We start from the raw sequence: 16,564 nt of genomic DNA, 5'->3' as shown, positions 1-16,564 counted from the left end.
AAGGATGGTGTGTGTGAAGAAATGGGTATTGCTGGCCGCCAGCCTTCTGGCTTCTCCAGCCATGGCCGCCGATCCCAAAGCGGATGCCGCACGGATCGATGCGGTCTTCGACAAGGGCTATCCGCAACTGGAGATGCTCTACAAGGACATTCACCAGCATCCGGAAATCGCCTTTCATGAGGTGCGGACGGCGGCATTGCTGGCCGGGAAGATGCGCAAGCTGGGTTTCGAGGTGACGGAGAAGGTCGGGGGAACCGGCATCGTCGCGATGTATCGCAATGGCGCAGGCCCGACCGTGCTGGTTCGAACCGAGCTGGACGGCCTGCCTCTCCTCGAAAAGACCGGACTGCCCTATGCGAGCCGCTACACGCAGGAGATTGACGGCAAGGTCACGCCGACCATGCATGGCTGCGGCCATGACATTCATATGAGCTGGTGGCTGGCGACTGCGCAAGCCTTGCTGGCGATGAAGGATCGCTGGCACGGAACGCTGATGTTCGTCGCACAACCCGCCGAGGAAACGGTGGAGGGCGCCAAAGCGATGCTGAAGGATGAGGCTTTCAAGCGCTTCGCCAAGCCCGATTATGGCTTTGCCGCCCATGTCATGCCTTATCCTGCAGGCACGGTGCTACTGAAGGAAGGCGCGGTCACGTCGGCGGCGGACGCGGTTAAGATCGTTTTCAAGGGCAAGGGCGCCCATGGATCGATGCCGGCGGACAGCATCGATCCGATCGTGATCGGGGCGCATTTCGTGTCGGACGTACAAACGGTCATCAGCCGCGAACTGCCCCCCGGAACCTTCGGGGTGATCACGGTCGGCACCTTTCACGCCGGGACTGTGGAGAATATCATTCCCGACAGTTCGGAATTGCGCCTCACCCTGCGCTCGCATGACCCGGAGGTGCGCAAGCAATTGATGGCGGGCCTCCGCAAGACGGCGCTCGCCGCCGCGGCGATGGCGGGTGCGCCGGAGCCGGACATCGCCTATCTCTATGGCACCGGCGTTACCTTCAACGAGGTGAAGTTGACTGAGACCGTGGCGCGGAAGCTGAAGGTCGCAATGCCGGAGCAAGTTACCCTGGAACCGGACTATAAACCTGCCGGGTCGGGAAGTGAGGATTATTCCGAATTCGTCAATGCCGGCATCCCCTCCGTCTTCATCGGCATTGGCGGATCGTCGCAGGCTGTGCTCGATCAGGCGAAAGAGGAAGGCCGGAAGCCGCCCGTCAACCACTCGCCCTTTTTCGCGCCGGACCCCGAACCGTCAATCCGGGCAGGCATGAAGGCGCTGACGCTTTCGGTGCTGTCGGTTGCAGGCGTGGAGTAGGGACCGCCTCCCGTCACCCCGGATCAAGTCCGGGGTGACGATGTTGTTTCAGCCCACGTCAAACCAGCCGGTGAGCGCGGCGGTGTCGAAATATTCGTCGAGCCGGGTGATCTGCTCACCCTCGACCTTGCAGATCACGCAGGCGGGCATGGTCAGGACAAAGCCATCATGACGCACCGCGCGCACGACATGCTGCTGGACGAAACCGCCAGCGACAAGGTCCACCCGGCGTTCCAGATAGCGCCGCTCGGGCGCGCGCTTTACGAAACCCGCCAGCGTTTGCAGATTGGTTTCGCGGCTTTTTTCGAGGCCATCTATGTTGTGCCAGATGACGACATCGGGGTGGTAGCATTGCTTCACCCCTTCGATATCGCCCGCCTCGACTGCCGCGAAAAAGCGGTCGGCGACGGCACGAATACGTGCCGCCGTCTGGTCCGGGGTTTCGCTGCTCATGCCGCCCTGGTCTTGGCGGGCGCGGGGTAGAAGCTTTCCTCTGCCTTCGCCATGCGGCGCAACAGCGCAGGTGGAGCGAAGCGGGGACCGCATTCGTCCGCCAGCGCGTCGCAACGCTCGACGAAGGTGGCGACGCCGACCTGATCGATCAGGCTCAGCGGCCCGCCGGTCCAGGGCGCAAAACCCCAGCCAAGCAGCGCGCCGACGTCGCCGTCGCGGGCCGAGGTCAGGACATTCTCATCAAGGCAGCGGGCCGCCTCCACTGCCTGGCGATAGAGCAGCCGCTGGCGCAGTTTCTCGACCAGTTCGGGCGTCGACCGGGCGACCTTGACCGGCGTGATGTCGGCCAGACCGCTCCACACGGTCTTCGTGCCACCGGCCGGATAATCGTAGAAGCCTTTGCCATTCTTGCGGCCGAGGCGATCATGTTGCGTCACTAGGTCGTGGAGCAGCCTGTCATTGCCGCCGGCCGGGATTTCCGGCTCGCCCCGGTCGATGCGCGCCTGGCGCCGCACGCGATCGACCAGATCGATCGCGACGTCGTCAGTCAGTTCCAGCGGCCCGCGCGGCATCCCCGTCATGCGTCCGACATTGTCGATGATCGCCGGAGCAATGCCCTCCAGCAGCATTTCGAACCCTTCGGTGAGATAAGTGTCGAAGCAACGCGAGGTGTAGAAACCGCGCGAGTCATTGACGACGATCGGCACCTTGCGGATCTTCAGGCAGTAATCGATCGCCTTGGCCAGTGCCTCCTGGCTCGTTTCCTTGCCCACGATCACCTCGACCAGTTCCATCCGGTCGACCGGCGAGAAGAAGTGGATGCCGATGAAATTGGCGGGCCGCTTCGACGCCGTCGCAAGGCCGGAAATCGGCAGGGTCGAGGTGTTGGAGGCAAAAACGGCGGTGTCGCGCAATTGCGCTTCAGCGCTGGCAGTGACGTCGGCCTTGAGGGCGCGATCCTCGAACACCGCTTCGACCACGAGATCGGAACCCTCGACCTTGGCATAGTCGGTGGTCGCTTCGATCCGGGCGAGCAACGCGTCGGCCTTGTCCTGCGTCATCGCCCCCTTGGCGACGGCCTTGGCCACCAGCTTTTCCGAATAGGCCTTGCCCTTGTCGGCGGACGCCTGGGCGACGTCGATCAGCACCGTGTCGATCCCGGCGGCCGCCTGCACATAGGCGATGCCCGCGCCCATCATGCCAGCGCCGAGCACCGTGACCTTGTTCGCCGCATAGGGCGCGAAACCCTCGGGACGGGCCGCGCCTTTGGCGAGCGCCTGTTTCGAGAGAAAGACCGAGCGGATCATGGCCCGGGCCTGTGGCGTCTGCTGGGTGGCGAGGAACAGCCGTGCCTCGACCCGCAGGGCGGCGTCCATCGGCAGGCTGACGCCTTCATAGACGCAGCGCAGGATGTTGGTCTGGGCCGGATAATTATGCGCGGTCTTGGCCTGAAGTTGAGCGGCGGCGCCTGCAAACACGCCATTGCCGCGCGCGGTGAAGGGGCCATCGGGAGCGCGCCAGTCCTTGCGGTCCCAGGGCTGCACCGCCTCGCCCCCGTTCATTATCCATGCCTTGGCCGCCGCAACCGTCGCGCCGGGGGCGACAACGGCATGGACGATACCGAGCGCCAGCGCTTCATCGGCAGCGACGGGGCGGCCGGTCAGCATCAGCGGCAACGCCTTTTCGACGCCCGCGAGGCGCGGCAGACGCTGCGTGCCGCCCGCGCCGGGGAGCAGGCCGATGGTGGATTCCGGCAGGCCGAGCTTCAGCTTGGGGCAGCGTGCCGCCGCCCGATAATGGGCGGCGAGGACAAATTCGAGGCCGCCGCCCAGCGCCAGCCCTTCCAGCGCGGCGGCGATCGGCTTACCGATGGTTTCGAGGCGGCGCAGTGCCCGGCTCATGCGCGAGGATTTCTGGAGCGCTTCGGCAAGGATCACGGGATCGCTTTCCTGCGCGCCCGCCGTCTCGCCCAGTTCGCCGAGGTCAGCCCCCGCGCAAAAACCATTGCTCTTGCCCGACGCCAGCACCACGCCTTTGATGGCGTCGTCGGCCGCTATGCGGTCGGCCAGCAGGTCGAGATCGGCCACGGCGCTGTCGGAGAAGGTGTTCATCGTCCGGCCGGGCACGTCGAATTCGACCAGAGCGATGCCGTCGGCATCCACGGAAATTCGGAAATTCTGCATGGGATCAGTCCCTTATTCGCAAATCTAGGAGAGGCGCTCAGACGCGCTCGATGATGGTCGCGGTGCCCATGCCCGCGCCGACGCAGAGCGTGGCGAGGCCGACCGTCTTGTCGCTGCGTTCCAACTCGTCGAGCAGCGTGCCGACGATCATCGCCCCGGTCGCGCCGAGCGGATGGCCCATGGCGATGGCGCCGCCGTTGACGTTGAGGATGGCGGGATCGAGTTCGAGTTGCTGGAGATAATAGAGGCAGACGCTGGCAAAGGCTTCGTTCAGTTCGAACAGTTCGACATCGGCCAGCGTCATGCCCGCGCGGCGCAACACCTTCTGCGTCACGGCGACCGGGCCGGTCAGCATGATCGAGGGTTCGGAACCGATGGACGCGGCGGCGCGGATGCGGGCGCGGGGTTTGAGTCCCATCGCCTCCCCCGCCTCGCGCGTGGCGAGCAGCAGGCCCGCCGCGCCATCGACGATGCCGGAGCTGTTGCCGCCATGGTGGACATGATCGATCTGCTCCAGTTCGGGATAGCGCAGCTTGATCACCGCATCGAAGCCGGCCGCGCCCATGGCGGCGAAGGCGGGCTTCAGTAGGCCAAGCGTTTCCACCGTGGTTTCGGGACGCATATGTTCGTCGCGGTCGAGCACGACCACGCCTTCATGCGTCACCGGCACGATGGTCCTTGCGAAGCGGCCTTCCGCCCAGGCGCGGGCGGCGCGCTTCTGGCTTTCGACCGCGAAGCTGTCGACGTCGGTGCGGCTGAAGCCATGGAGCGTCGCGATGGTATCTGCGCCGATGCCCTGCGGCGTGAAATAGCTGGCGAAGGCCGAGCGCGGATCGACCGACCAGGCGCCCCCGTCCGATCCCATGGGTACGCGGCTCATGCTCTCGACGCCGCCGGAAATGGTGACGTCGGCCTCGCCCGCGATGATCTTGGCCGCGGCGATATTGGTGGCTTCGAGGCCCGATGCGCAGAAACGCTGGACCTGTACGCCTGCCGCCGTCTGGGCATAGCCGGCGGTGATCGCGGCGACGCGGGCGATGTCGGACCCCTGCTCGCCGCAGGGCGACACGCAGCCCAGCACAATGTCATCGACCAGCGCAGTGTCGAGGCCATTGCGGTCGCGCAGCGCCTCCAGCGTCTGGGAGGCCAGCGCCATGGCGGGGATTTCGTGCAGCGCGCCCTTGGCGTTGCCCCGGCCGCGCGGCGTGCGCACGGCGTCGAAAATATAGGCTTCCCTCAACGAGATTCTCCATGGGGTTGGGGCGCATGGGGCGGACAAGCCGGCGTGCGCGAAAAGCGGGGAGCTGGCGCGGGCTGGACCACGCCATTGACTTCGACAAAGCCCTGACGGCCCGCAATGTGCGGGTGACGCGGCGCTTCATCATAATCGAGGACCGGAGCGAAACAGGCGTCGCTGCCTTCCAGCAGGCTGCACCATTCGTCTCGCGTGCGGGTGCGGAAGATGGCAGCGAGCCGGTCGCGCAGAGCATCCCAGCCTTCGCGGTCATTCTGCGGATCGAACATAGGGTCGTCGGCTATGCCCAGACGTTCGCGCAATGCCGCATAGAATTGGGGTTCTATGGAGCCGATGGCGATATATTTGTCGTCGGCGGTTTCATAAGTATCGTAGAAATAGGCGCCGCTATCGAGATAGTTGGTGCCGCGCTGGTCGTGCCAGATGCCTTCGGCGCGGAAGCCCCAGATCATGCTCATCAGCAGCGACGCGCCGTCGATCATCGCGCAGTCGACCACCTGGCCTTCGCCGCCATTGCGCACGTTCATCAAGCCCGCGAGCATCCCGAAGGCGAGCATCATGCCCCCTCCCCCGAAATCGCCCACCATGTTGATCGGCGGCGTCGGCTTCTCGCCCTTGCGGCCATAGGCGTTGAGCGCGCCGGTGAGCGCGATGTAATTGATGTCGTGCCCGGCGGCATGGGCGAGCGGCCCCTGCTGGCCCCAGCCCGTCATGCGGCCGATCACCAGCCTGGGATTGTCCGCCAGCAATATCTCCGGCCCCAACCCCAGCCGTTCCAGCACGCCAGGACGAAAACCCTCGATCACCCCGTCGGCTTCGCGGCAGAGGGCGCGGGCCTGCGCCACGCCTTCCGCCGATTTGAGATCGAGCGTGACGATCCGGCGCGAGCGCGCCAGCACGTCGGTCCGGTCGATCACGGTGCCGGGCCGCTCGATGCGGATCACCTCCGCACCATGATCGGCCAGCATCATGCCCGCAAAGGGTGCCGGACCGATCCCGGCAAATTCAACGATGCGGATGCCCGCAAGCGCGCCCGGTCCCATCATGTCGTCCCTCAGAATTTGAAACCGATATCCACGCCGATCTCACGCGGCGGCTGATACACGCGCAGCGCCATCAGATTGCCGACCGCAAACGTGTTGTTGATGATCCGCTCGTCTGTGATGTTGCGGCCCCAAAGGCCCAGATGCCAGCGGCCATCGTCCAGATCGAGGCCAATGCTGGCATCGACCGTCGTGTTGGCGGGGCGAACCGTCAGGTCCGACAGCAGGTTCAAGGGCGTGAAGCTGGTGTAGATCTTGCTCGCATGGCGCATGCTGGCCTGCGCGGTCAGTTCTCCCAAGCCAATATCGGTCTTGTAGGCGCCAGTCAGGCTGGTCGACCATTTGGGCGCATAGGCGAAGGGCAGGTTCGACCGATCGATCGTGCCCAGACCATCGCCAAGATTGGCGACAAACTTGTCGAACCCCGCGTCGAGATAACCGAGCGTGCCATTGAGCGTGAAACCACGCACGATGTTCAGCGTCGCTTCGCCCTCGAAACCATTGATCGTTGCACGGCCGACATTGCTGACTACTGTCTGATTGACATTAGTGCCGGGAATCAATTCCTGCACGCTTTGCTGCATATTCTTATATTTGGTGGTGAAAGCCGCCAGATTCAGGCGCAGCACGCGGTTGAACAGGTCGGTCTTGATGCCCGCTTCATAGGAGTCGACATTTTCCGACTTATAGGGACCGACCGCCGTGAAGGCCCCCGCACGCCCGTTGAAGCCACCGGCGCGGAAACCGCGCGAATATTGCGCATAGGTCATGATGTCGGGCGTCCAGGCATAGCTGATCCCGAATTTGGGCGAGAAGTCGTCGAATCTCGCCTTGAAGGTCTGCGAACTGGTGGCGAACAGCGGCTGGATCGTGAAACGCTTGGATTCGTCGCTATAACGCGCGCCAGCGGTCAGGGTGAGACCATGGATCACCTCATAGTCGATCTGGCCGAAAATCGCGCCTGCCTTGGCCCGCTGGCCTGCGAACAGGGTCGAGCCGGCCGTCGGGCTACCAAAGGCCAGACCATATTGATGCACGCCGATATCATAGCGCTGGGTCATGAAATAGCCGCCGATGACATAGGTAAGCGGCCCCTTCCCAGTAGAGCCGAGGCGGATTTCCTGACTCCACTGGTCATGCTGCTCGATGCGGCCCACATTGAGGAAGGGAATATTCTCGCCGTCAAAGTCACTCAGGACATTCGTATCGGTATCGCGATAGCCGCTGATAGAGGTCAGTTTCACCGGCCCCAGATCCCAGTTCATTTCCAGCGTGACGCCGGTGCTTTCCAGCCGCGAATGATTTTGCGTATCGACGCGGGTCAGATAGGGCTTGCCGTCATCGTCGGCCGTATAGCCCAACTGACCCAATATCATGGTCGGCAGGCTTGCATTTTCAAAGGACGGGCCAGTGCCACGATCGCGGGTATAATCGCCGATCAGCGTGGCGTCGAAATTGCTCGACGGGGTGAAGGCCAGCGTGCCGCGCACAGAAAGGACATTCTGCTTTCCAAAGCGGCGGCCATCCTCATTGCGGAGATAGCCGTCATAACCCTTGGCCAGCACCGAAACCTTCGCCGCGAGCATATCCTTCACGATCGGCGCTTCGACGGCGGCGCGGATTTCGCGGCGGCCATAGCTGCCCAGCGTGCCTTGCGCGCGGACGCCGAAATCGCCGGTGGGGCGCTTGGTCCGGACGCTGACGACACCGCCGATGGTGTTGCGACCGTAGAGCGTGCCCTGCGGCCCACGCAGGACGGTCACGCCCTCCACATCGAAGAAATCCTGCACCGCGCCGACATTGCGCGACAGATAGACGCCGTCCAGTTCGACCCCGACCGAGGGTTCGAAGCTGGATTCGACGTCCGAAAAGCCCAGACCACGAATGAAGAAGGCGCTGGCGAAGGGATAGGCCCCGACCGGCGCAAGCAGGACGTTGGGCATCTTGCCATCGAGATTGACAAGGCTGTCGACCTTGCCCGTGGTGAGGCTTGCTTCGTTGAAGGCGGAGACGGCGAGCGGCACATCCTGAAGGCGCTGTTCGCGACGCTGGGCTGTGACGACAATGTCGTCCACCGCTGGCTGGGCTACAGCCCCATCCTGAGCGACCGCTGCCATCGGCATCATCGCGAAGGCAAGCAGCGCCGCGCCCGTCTGCAACTGGACAGAAACCTTCATCTTCACCCTCTCTTATTTGCCGTGTCGGCGTTGTGGATGGAGAAGTGCATTTTGTAAAATTATTTGTCAATATATCTGACGAGATTAATCTGGAGATCAGACGTTATTTTAAGCGGATTGATATTCCAGCGGCAGTCCAGCGCGCGGCCAGCGGGTGCGATAGAGGCGGCCGGAACTGGAGGCCGTCGCCCAGACGTCGCGCATATCCGCACCGCCGAAGCAGAGATTGGTGATAGCCAGTTCCGGGAAAGGGAGATGCTCGCTGGCGCCCTGCGCGTCGAAAATCGTGATGCCGCCGTTGATCAACGTGCCGACGCAGACATGGCCGTCCGCCTCGACCTTCAGACTGTCGAACATCTGATAGCCCGGCATGGTCGCGATAAGACGCGCGGGCATCCAGGGCGCGGGCGGCGCGCCAAGTCGGCCGGGTGCAGCCACATCGCAGGCCCAGAGCCGCGCAGTCGGCGTCTCCGCGAAATAAAGCGTCCCACCGTCAGGCGACAGGCCGATGCCATTGGGACCGTGCAACCGGTCGAGGGCGCAGATAATGGCCGATCCGTCGGCCTTCGCGTAGAATATCCGGCCATGGTCATGACCATCTGGCGTCGCCTTGCCATGGTCGGTGAACCAGAAGCCGCCATAAGAATCGAACACCAGATCATTGGGGCCGCGCAGCGGCCGCCCTTCGCACTCGGTGTAGAGCGTTTCGACCACCCCCGATTCACAATGCACGCGCTGAATCGAACCGCCGACATAGTCCGCCGGCAGATCACCGGGGATCAGGGCGCCGCCATGATCATGCCACTCAAAGCCGCCATTGTTGCAGATATAGACCCAGCCATCCGGGCCAAGAGCAGCGCCATTGGGGCCGCCGCCCAGTTCGGCGACGACGCTGACGCTGCCAGAAGGCGCGACGCGGATCAGCGTGCCGCGCTTCGTTTCGACGATCAGGACCGATCCATCGGGTAGCGCAACCGGACCTTCTGGAAACAGCAATCCCTCCGCGACTACCTTCATATGGCCGCCTCCAATATTGTCAATTATATCGACTGACCGTCATCGACCACGATGGTCGCGCCCGTCGTATGCCCGCCATCCGTCGATGTGAGGTAGAGCAGCGAGGGATCAAGCGCTTCAAGCGGCATCAGCCTGCGCCGGGGGAAATGCTGGATCATCCGGTCTCCTGCCGGAGTACCGAACCAGTCCTGGGTGATTTCGGTCAGCATGAAGCCGGGGCAGATGGTGTTGACGCTGATGCCATAGCGCGCCCATTCAACCGCCAGCGCGCGGCTCATCATCACCACCGCCGCCTTGGAGGAGCAATAAGCGGCAAGGCCCGGCTGCACCTTGGTCCCGCCGATCGAGGCGATGAAGACGATGCGCCCTTCGGCCACGCCTGCGGCGATCATCCGCCGGGCGCCTTCGCGGGCCGTGTGGAAGGCGCCGCGCACATTGACCCGCATGATCTGGTCGAAGGCGTCATCCTCCAGCGTCAGCGCCGGACCTTCGCTGTTCACTCCGGCATTGGCGATGACGGTGTCGATCGGTCCCAGCCGTTCCTCCGCCACGGCATAGGCGGCGCGGATCGAGTCGGCATCCTCGACATCGACCGGCACCGCTATGGCCGTGCCGCCCGCCGCCTCGATCTCCTCGACCAATCCGGCGATGCGGTCGGCGCGACGCGCGCCCGCGACGATGCGGGCGCCAGCCGCTGCCAGCAATTTGGCAGCATGGGCCCCCACGCCCGAAGAGGCACCGGTGATGAAGATGGTCCGTCCGGCATGGCTCGCCGGTGCGTCATAGCTCATTTTTCTGGTTCCTGATTCAAGAATTGTTGAAGTCGCCGGCATGGGCAAGCGAACTCTCAGAAGCCTTGCCCAATTGCTGCGCAAGCCAGCCCGCGGTCTCGATCAGCACGGCAAGATCGAGGCCTGTTGCGCCGTCGGTCGCATAGACGACATCCTCGCTCGCGACATTGCCGGCCGCGCCGGGGGCAAAGGGACAGCCGCCCGTGCCGCCAATGGCTGCGTCGACCGTCCGCACGCCCGCCGCGATCGCCGCAACTGCATTGGCGACGCCGGTACCGCGCGTGTCGTGGAAATGCACACGGAGCGGGAGGGCGCCGGTCTCCGCCTGCACCTTCGCGATCAGCGCGGTGACTTCGGCGGGGCGGGCAACGCCGATGGTGTCGGCAAGGGCGATCTCCCGCGGCGCGAAGGCGGCGAGCTGGCGCACAATATCCACCACCCGCGCCGGATCGGTGCGCCCGGTAAAGGGGCAGCCGAAAGCCACAGCGACCGTCACCTGCGCCGATCGGCCATTATCGCGGGCCAGACGCAGGACATCACCCGCCGCCGCGATCGATTGCTCCACCGTCTGCCCTTGGTTGCGCTGACCGAAGGCATCGGACGCCACGCAGACCATGCCGATCTCATCGACAGCCGTTTCCAAAGCACGCAAAGCGCCGCGCTTGTTGAGCACCAGCCCGATCGTCTCGACATCCGGCATCTTCGGCAGGGCGGCAATCACCGCCTCCGCATCGGCCATTTGGGGCACTTTGCCGGGGTGGACGAAGCTTGCCACTTCGATCCGCTTCACCCCGGCCGCGACGGCGCGGGAGATCAGTTCCACCTTGGCCGCAGTGGGCAGGATCGTCTTTTCATTCTGAAGCCCGTCGCGCGGCGATACCTCAACCAATGTCACCGGATGAGCAGGCAGCATGGCCTCCGTCGTCGGCGCGGCCAGTGCATGGCGATAGCGCGGCTGATCGATGGCGATCATCGCCAGAGCGGTGCGGCTGAGATGATCCAGCAAGGCCGGATCGTCCGGCGCGATGGCGCCTGCCCGAATCCTGTCGACCAGCCCGGCGTTCAGCGCCTCGAAATCGCCGCCATGGCCCAGCAGTCCGGCCAATCGGCGTGCCGCCTCCGCTTGCGCCGCCCCGCCCTGCTCCAGCTCACGCTGGACGATCGACAGGGCGTTGATCGCCACGCGCACCATATAGGGGCTGCGCGCGGCGGCACCGTCCTGATCGGACAGCCAGCCGATTACGGCCTGGACCAATTCCGCGGCGCCCGGCTGCCTGATCATGCGACCTCCTGCATCAGCGCGAGCAGATCGACCTCGCACTCGCTCAAGCGCCGCCCGATCGCGGCGCGCTCCATCGTTCGTTCCTCGCCACTGGCAAAGGACTCATACATCATCAGACAGACGATCGCCCATTTGAGCGAACCGAGCATCTGCCAATAGCGGACGCGCGAGACCGGCGGCGAATCGCCTCCCGCTGCGCGATAGGCATCAAGCAGCGCCTCCAGCGTTGCGAAGCCGCCCACCGGCAGCGCCGTCTCGCCAAAGCGCCAGCTGTTGACGCACAGCCAGCCCAGATCCTCTGCCGGATCGCCCAGATGGGCCAGTTCCCAGTCGAGCACGGCCACCAGCCCCTTGTCGGGATCGACAATCAGATTGCCGTTGCGAAAATCGCCATGCACCAGTTGCGGCGCGACCGGCGGCGGCGCCTCCCGGTCGAGAAAGCGGAAGGCCGCCTCCAGCACCGGGCGCTGCGCGCCGATGCGACGGTGGATCGCCTCATAACGCGCCAGCGATCCACGCGCGTCGAGTGTTTCGAGCGGCGGCAGGCCCGCAGGGTCGATGCGGTGGATCGCTGCCAGCGCCTGCCCCGCCTGTGCGCCGAGCAAGGCGCGGGCGGGCGCGAAGCTTTCGGCCGCGACGATCCGGCGGCCCAGCGTCTCGCCCGCAATCCGCGTGACGATATAGGCTTCGCCCAGACCATCGGCCTCTTCGCAAAGCCTGACCAGTCCTGCAACCGGCACGCCAGCGGCGGAGGCACGCTCCAGCAGCGCCGCCTCGGTCGCCAGCGGCAAAGAGGTCGAAAAGATCGTATCCTCCACCGCATCGCGGCGACGCAGGATCAGCGGGCGCGGCCCCTGCGCGGTAGCAAGATCGAACGCCCACGTCTCCAGACTGGCGCCGCCGGTCAACCGGCTCAAGGCTGAAATCGCACCATCCTCCGGCGCCATCACCGGCCCCAGCCGGTCCAGCGCGAAGGCGACAGCCTGCGGGCCGAGGCCCTGCTCCATATCCTGTTTCTCTCCCATGGGGACGACATGCGGCAGAGAAGTCTTGATGTCAAATTATTTGACGATATATTCTGCTCCAGCAATTTTCAGAGATAAGAGGGCGCCTTTCCATGACCGATTCTCCGTTCCACGCCAACGCTTCGGACTTTACCGATGAGGATCTGGCGATCTACCGCGACAGCATCGCCAGATTTCTTGACGAACATGCCTCGGCGGAACGCAATGAGAAATGGCGGCGCGATAAGGTGGTGGAGCGGTCGGTCTGGCATGATGCGGGACGGTTCGGAATGCTCGGCGCCTCCGTACCGGCGCAATATGGCGGGCTGGGCGGCGATTTCCGCCATGAGCGCATCATCATCGAGGAATTCGGCAAGCGCGGGCTGGAAGGCTGGGGCGTACCGCTGCACAATATGATCGTTGCGCCCTATATCGCCGCTTTCGGAACGGAGGCCCAGAAGGCGCAATGGCTCCCCCGCGTGGCGAGCGGCGAAACGATCCTGGCCATCGCGATGTCCGAGCCGGGCACCGGATCGGACCTGCAAGGCATCCGCACCCATGCCCGCCGCGAGGGCGATGATTATATCATCAACGGGCAGAAGACCTTCATCTCCAACGGCCAGACTGCTGACCTCATCCTGGTCGTCTGCAAGACCGACAAGGAAGCCGGATCGCGCGGCATTTCGCTGATCGCGGTGGAGGGCGAACGGGCGGGATTCCGGCGCGGCCGCAATCTCGACAAGATGGGGCGCGAGGCGCAGGACACGTCGGAACTCTTCTTCGAGGATGTCCGCGTGCCTGCAGACAACCTGCTGGGCGGGATCGAGGGCAAGGGCTTTGCCCAATTGATGACAATGCTGCCACAGGAACGGCTGGGTATCGCCGCCATGGGCCTCGCGATCATGGAGCGGGCGATCGCGTTGGCGGTCGATTATGCGCGGGATCGCACCGCCTTCGGCAAGACGCTGATGGATTTCCAGAACACGCAATTCGTGCTGGCGGAAGCCAAGACCAAGGCGGTGATCGCGCGCAGCTTCATCGACAGTTGCGTCGATAAGCTGCTGGTCGGCACGCTGGACGCCACGACCGCCTCGATGGCCAAGCTGTGGATCACCGAGACGGAACTGGAGACGGTCAGCCGCTGCCTGCAATTGTTCGGCGGTTATGGCTATATGAACGAATATCCGATTTCGCAGCTTTACCGCGATGCCCGGATAGACACGATCCATGGCGGCACGTCGGAGATCATGAAGCTGCTGATCGCCCGGTCTCTTTGAGATAAGAGGCCATGGCAAAAGCCGGCCCGCTGGTATAGCTATGCACGAAATGACAGGGCCGATGGGCGGCCAAGGGGAAATATTGTCTATGGATGCCGTGGCCTATCTCATCGTGCCACTTCTTCAGAGCTTCGAATGGTTCGACGAGAGCTTGCAGCTCAGCCTGCGCGAAGGCGGCTGGCCGCAGCTGACACGGCCTGAATCTATGGTGATGATGCATGTCCAGCTCAACATCAACCGGCCGTCCGATATCGCGCGCAGCCTGCGCCTGACGCGGCAGGCGGTGCATTCGACCATCGCCGGGCTGGTCGAGCGCGGGGTGTTCGAACTGGTCGACGATCCCGACGACAAGCGGGTGAAGATGGTCCAGCTGACCGAGATGGGCAATGCGATGCGGCAGGATGCGCAGAAAATCGTGGTTGCGCTCACCGACATGCTCTCCAAACGCATCGGCGCCAAGCATGTGCGGGCGTTGCAGGCGGCCTTCGACGAGGATTGGGGCGATCCCATCATTTGCCGCGTGCGAGAGGGCAAGGCCGAACCGCTCCTCCCGCGCACCGCGCGTATTGCGCCGCTCGCCTCGACGCGGGCGCGCCGTAATCAGGCCTGAGGCACGAGCCAGGGCCTCAGGCCCGCATCCTTTGCCTCGAACGCGCTGATCATGCCCGCCTGTCCGAGCGTCAGGCCGATCTCATCCAGTCCGCCCAGCAGGCAATGCTTGCGGAAGGGATCGATCTCGAAGCTGAAGCGATCCTGAAACTGGGTCGTGACGGTCTGATGTTCCAGATCGATATGGATCGGGTCCGGCGTTCCGTTGATCCCCTGGGCTACCTCCAACAGGCGGTCGACCGCGTCCTGCGGCAGGACCACGGTCAGGATGCCGTTCTTGAACGCGTTGCCGGAAAAGATGTCGGAGAAGCTGGGCGCGATCACCACCTTGATGCCGAGGTCGCCAAGCGCCCAGGCGGCATGTTCGCGGCTGGAGCCGCAGCCGAAATTGTCACCCGCGATCAGGATCGGGCTGCCGGCATAGGCGGGATCGTCGAAGACGTTGCCCGGTTCCTTGCGCAGCACCTCGAACGCGCCCTTGCCAAGGCCGGAGCGCGAGATGGTCTTGAGCCAATGCGCCGGGATAACGATGTCCGTGTCGACATTCTTCATGCCGAACGGATAGGCCCGGCCGTCGACGACGTTCAGCTTTTCCATCAATGAACCTTCTTCGTCTCAGCCGCCGGCGTGTCTTCGGCGCGGCCCAGCGTCGCGGCCATCGCCGCGCTGGCGAGCGCACCCAGCGTCAGCAGCCAGAAAATCTTCTTCATGCGACCATCCCCTCTTTATCGTTCAACATCGCGCGAACGTCGGTCAGGCGGCCGGTGATGGCCGCCGCCGCCGCCATTTCGGGCGACACCAGATGGGTGCGCGATCCCGGTCCCTGACGGCCCATGAAATTGCGGTTGCTGGTCGAGGCGCAGCGTTCGCCCGCGGGCACCTTGTCCGGGTTCATGCCGAGGCAGGCCGAGCAGCCCGGCTCGCGCCATTCGAAACCGGCGTCGAGGAAGATGCGGTCGAGGCCTTCCTCCTCCGCCTGCCGCTTGACCAGACCGGAGCCGGGGACGACCATCGCATGCTTGATGCCCGAGGCGATATGGCGCCCCTTGAGCAGCGACGCGGCGGCGCGCAGATCCTCGATCCGGCTGTTGGTGCAGCTGCCGATGAAGACATGCTCGATCGCGACATCCTCCATCCGCTGCCCGGCGACGAGGCCCATATAGTCGAGCGACTTCTGGGCGGCGGCCTGCTTGGACGGGTCGGCGAAGCTCTGCGGATCGGGGACCACGCCGGTCACGGGCACGACATCCTCCGGGCTGGTGCCCCAGGTGACGTTGGGCACGATGTCGGCGGCGTCGATGACCACGGTCTTGTCGAAGACCGCGCCCTCGTCAGTGACGAGCGTCTTCCACCAGGCGACGGCTGCGTCGAAATCCGCCCCCTTGGGCGCCATAGGGCGGTCGCGCAGATAGGCGAACGTCTTTTCGTCGGGCGCGAACAGGCCCGAGCGCGCGCCCGCCTCGATCGACATATTGGCGACGGTCAGGCGCCCTTCGATCGACATGTCGCGGAAGACGGAGCCGCGATATTCCATGACATAGCCGGTGCCGCCCGCCGTGCCGATCGTGCCGCAGATCGCCAGCGCCACATCCTTGGGCGTGACGCCGGGCGCAAGTTCGCCATCGACGACGACCGCCATCGTCTTCGACTGTTTCAGCAGCAGCGTCTGGGTGGCGAGCACATGCTCGACCTCCGACGTGCCGATGCCGAAGGCCAGCGCGCCCAGCGCACCATGAGAGCTGGTGTGGCTGTCGCCGCAGACCAAAGTCGTGCCCGGCAGCGTGAAGCCCTGTTCCGGGCCGACGACATGGACGATGCCCTGTTCCGCATCAGCGTCGCCGATCAGGCGGACCCCGAATTCGGGCGCATTGCGTTCCAGCGCGGCCAGCTGCTGCGCGCTTTCGGGATCGGCGATGGGAATGCGATTGCCCTGCGCGTCGCGGCGCGGGGTCGTGGGCAGGTTATGATCGGGCACCGCGAGCGTAAGATCGGGCCGGCGCACCTTACGGCCGGCGAGGCGAAGCCCCTCGAACGCCTGCGGGCTCGTCACTTCATGGACGAGGTGACGATCGATATAGATAAGGCAGGTGCCATCGGGACGCCGTTCGACAACGTGCGCGTCCCAGATCTTCTCATAGAGGGTGCG

14 protein-coding genes are annotated in these 16,564 nt (G+C 64.4%); 3 read left to right on the top strand and 11 right to left on the bottom strand.

Translation table 11 applies throughout. The features are described from left to right. Nucleotides 1–13: 13 nt before the first annotated feature. A complete protein-coding gene (locus tag DM806_RS10330) occupies nucleotides 14–1,327 on the top strand; it encodes an amidohydrolase (protein WP_179043147.1) in 1,314 nt (437 codons plus the stop codon). Between the two features lie 48 nt (nucleotides 1,328–1,375). Here DM806_RS10330 and DM806_RS10325 read toward each other — a convergent pair whose 3' ends face one another. The 9 genes from DM806_RS10325 to DM806_RS10285 form a co-directional block, all read right to left on the bottom strand. Next, nucleotides 1,376–1,780 (bottom strand): nuclear transport factor 2 family protein, encoded by a 405-nt coding sequence (locus tag DM806_RS10325; RefSeq protein WP_179043146.1) that lies wholly within the window; start codon nucleotides 1,778–1,780, stop codon nucleotides 1,376–1,378. Continuing rightward, the gene (locus DM806_RS10320; protein ID WP_179043145.1) at nucleotides 1,777–3,963 is read right to left on the bottom strand and encodes a 3-hydroxyacyl-CoA dehydrogenase NAD-binding domain-containing protein; all 2,187 of its coding nucleotides are present in this window, start codon (nucleotides 3,961–3,963) and stop codon (nucleotides 1,777–1,779) included. Before DM806_RS10320 ends, DM806_RS10325 begins: the two co-directional genes overlap by 4 nt. Before the next feature lie 37 nt (nucleotides 3,964–4,000). Next, complete coding sequence (locus DM806_RS10315) at nucleotides 4,001–5,203, bottom strand: acetyl-CoA C-acetyltransferase (RefSeq protein WP_179043144.1); 1,203 nt, start codon at nucleotides 5,201–5,203, stop codon at nucleotides 4,001–4,003. Further along, nucleotides 5,200–6,264 (bottom strand): CaiB/BaiF CoA transferase family protein, encoded by a 1,065-nt coding sequence (locus DM806_RS10310; protein WP_179043143.1) that lies wholly within the window; start codon nucleotides 6,262–6,264, stop codon nucleotides 5,200–5,202. The genes DM806_RS10315 and DM806_RS10310 overlap by 4 nt, the downstream gene beginning before the upstream one ends. A gap of 8 nt (nucleotides 6,265–6,272) precedes the next feature. Then, nucleotides 6,273–8,438 carry a TonB-dependent receptor gene (locus DM806_RS10305; RefSeq protein ID WP_179043142.1) on the bottom strand — a complete coding sequence of 722 codons (2,166 nt, stop codon included), beginning with the start codon at nucleotides 8,436–8,438 and terminating at the stop codon, nucleotides 6,273–6,275. A gap of 108 nt (nucleotides 8,439–8,546) precedes the next feature. Beyond that, nucleotides 8,547–9,455 carry an SMP-30/gluconolactonase/LRE family protein gene (locus DM806_RS10300; protein WP_179043141.1) on the bottom strand — a complete coding sequence of 303 codons (909 nt, stop codon included), beginning with the start codon at nucleotides 9,453–9,455 and terminating at the stop codon, nucleotides 8,547–8,549. Nucleotides 9,456–9,478: 23 nt separating this feature from the next. Beyond that, nucleotides 9,479–10,246, bottom strand: a complete 768-nt coding sequence (locus tag DM806_RS10295; protein ID WP_179043140.1) for an SDR family NAD(P)-dependent oxidoreductase — start codon at nucleotides 10,244–10,246, stop codon at nucleotides 9,479–9,481. A 16-nt stretch (nucleotides 10,247–10,262) separates the two neighbouring features. Beyond that, nucleotides 10,263–11,528, bottom strand: a complete 1,266-nt coding sequence (locus DM806_RS10290) for a hydroxymethylglutaryl-CoA lyase (protein WP_256869217.1) — start codon at nucleotides 11,526–11,528, stop codon at nucleotides 10,263–10,265. Continuing rightward, complete coding sequence (locus tag DM806_RS10285) at nucleotides 11,525–12,535, bottom strand: phosphotransferase family protein (protein WP_218647450.1); 1,011 nt, start codon at nucleotides 12,533–12,535, stop codon at nucleotides 11,525–11,527. The genes DM806_RS10290 and DM806_RS10285 overlap by 4 nt, the downstream gene beginning before the upstream one ends. A 110-nt stretch (nucleotides 12,536–12,645) precedes the next feature. On the opposite strand from DM806_RS10285, the gene DM806_RS10280 reads away from it, so the two are divergent. Both DM806_RS10280 and DM806_RS10275 read left to right on the top strand, forming a co-directional pair. Beyond that, nucleotides 12,646–13,809, top strand: coding sequence for an acyl-CoA dehydrogenase family protein (locus DM806_RS10280; protein WP_179043139.1), 1,164 nt, complete (start codon nucleotides 12,646–12,648; stop codon nucleotides 13,807–13,809). 88 nt (nucleotides 13,810–13,897) lie between these two features. Next, on the top strand, nucleotides 13,898–14,419 hold the full coding sequence (locus DM806_RS10275) for a MarR family winged helix-turn-helix transcriptional regulator (protein ID WP_256869236.1): 522 nt from the start codon (nucleotides 13,898–13,900) through the stop codon (nucleotides 14,417–14,419). On the opposite strand, the gene leuD is transcribed toward DM806_RS10275, so the two are convergent. Both leuD and leuC read right to left on the bottom strand, forming a co-directional pair. Next, a complete protein-coding gene (leuD, locus tag DM806_RS10270) occupies nucleotides 14,410–15,015 on the bottom strand; it encodes a 3-isopropylmalate dehydratase small subunit (RefSeq protein WP_179043137.1) in 606 nt (201 codons plus the stop codon). The genes DM806_RS10275 and leuD overlap by 10 nt on opposite strands. A gap of 109 nt (nucleotides 15,016–15,124) precedes the next feature. Continuing rightward, the coding region (gene leuC, locus DM806_RS10265) for a 3-isopropylmalate dehydratase large subunit (protein WP_179043136.1) at nucleotides 15,125–16,564 on the bottom strand (1,440 nt) is incomplete at its 5' end.

The sequence above is a fragment of the Sphingobium lactosutens genome, from assembly GCF_013393185.1.
Taxonomy (GTDB): Bacteria; Pseudomonadota; Alphaproteobacteria; order Sphingomonadales; family Sphingomonadaceae; genus Sphingobium; species Sphingobium lactosutens_A.
The sequence above is the reverse complement of the archived record's forward strand: the minus strand, read 5'-3'. Positions and strand labels throughout refer to the sequence as shown.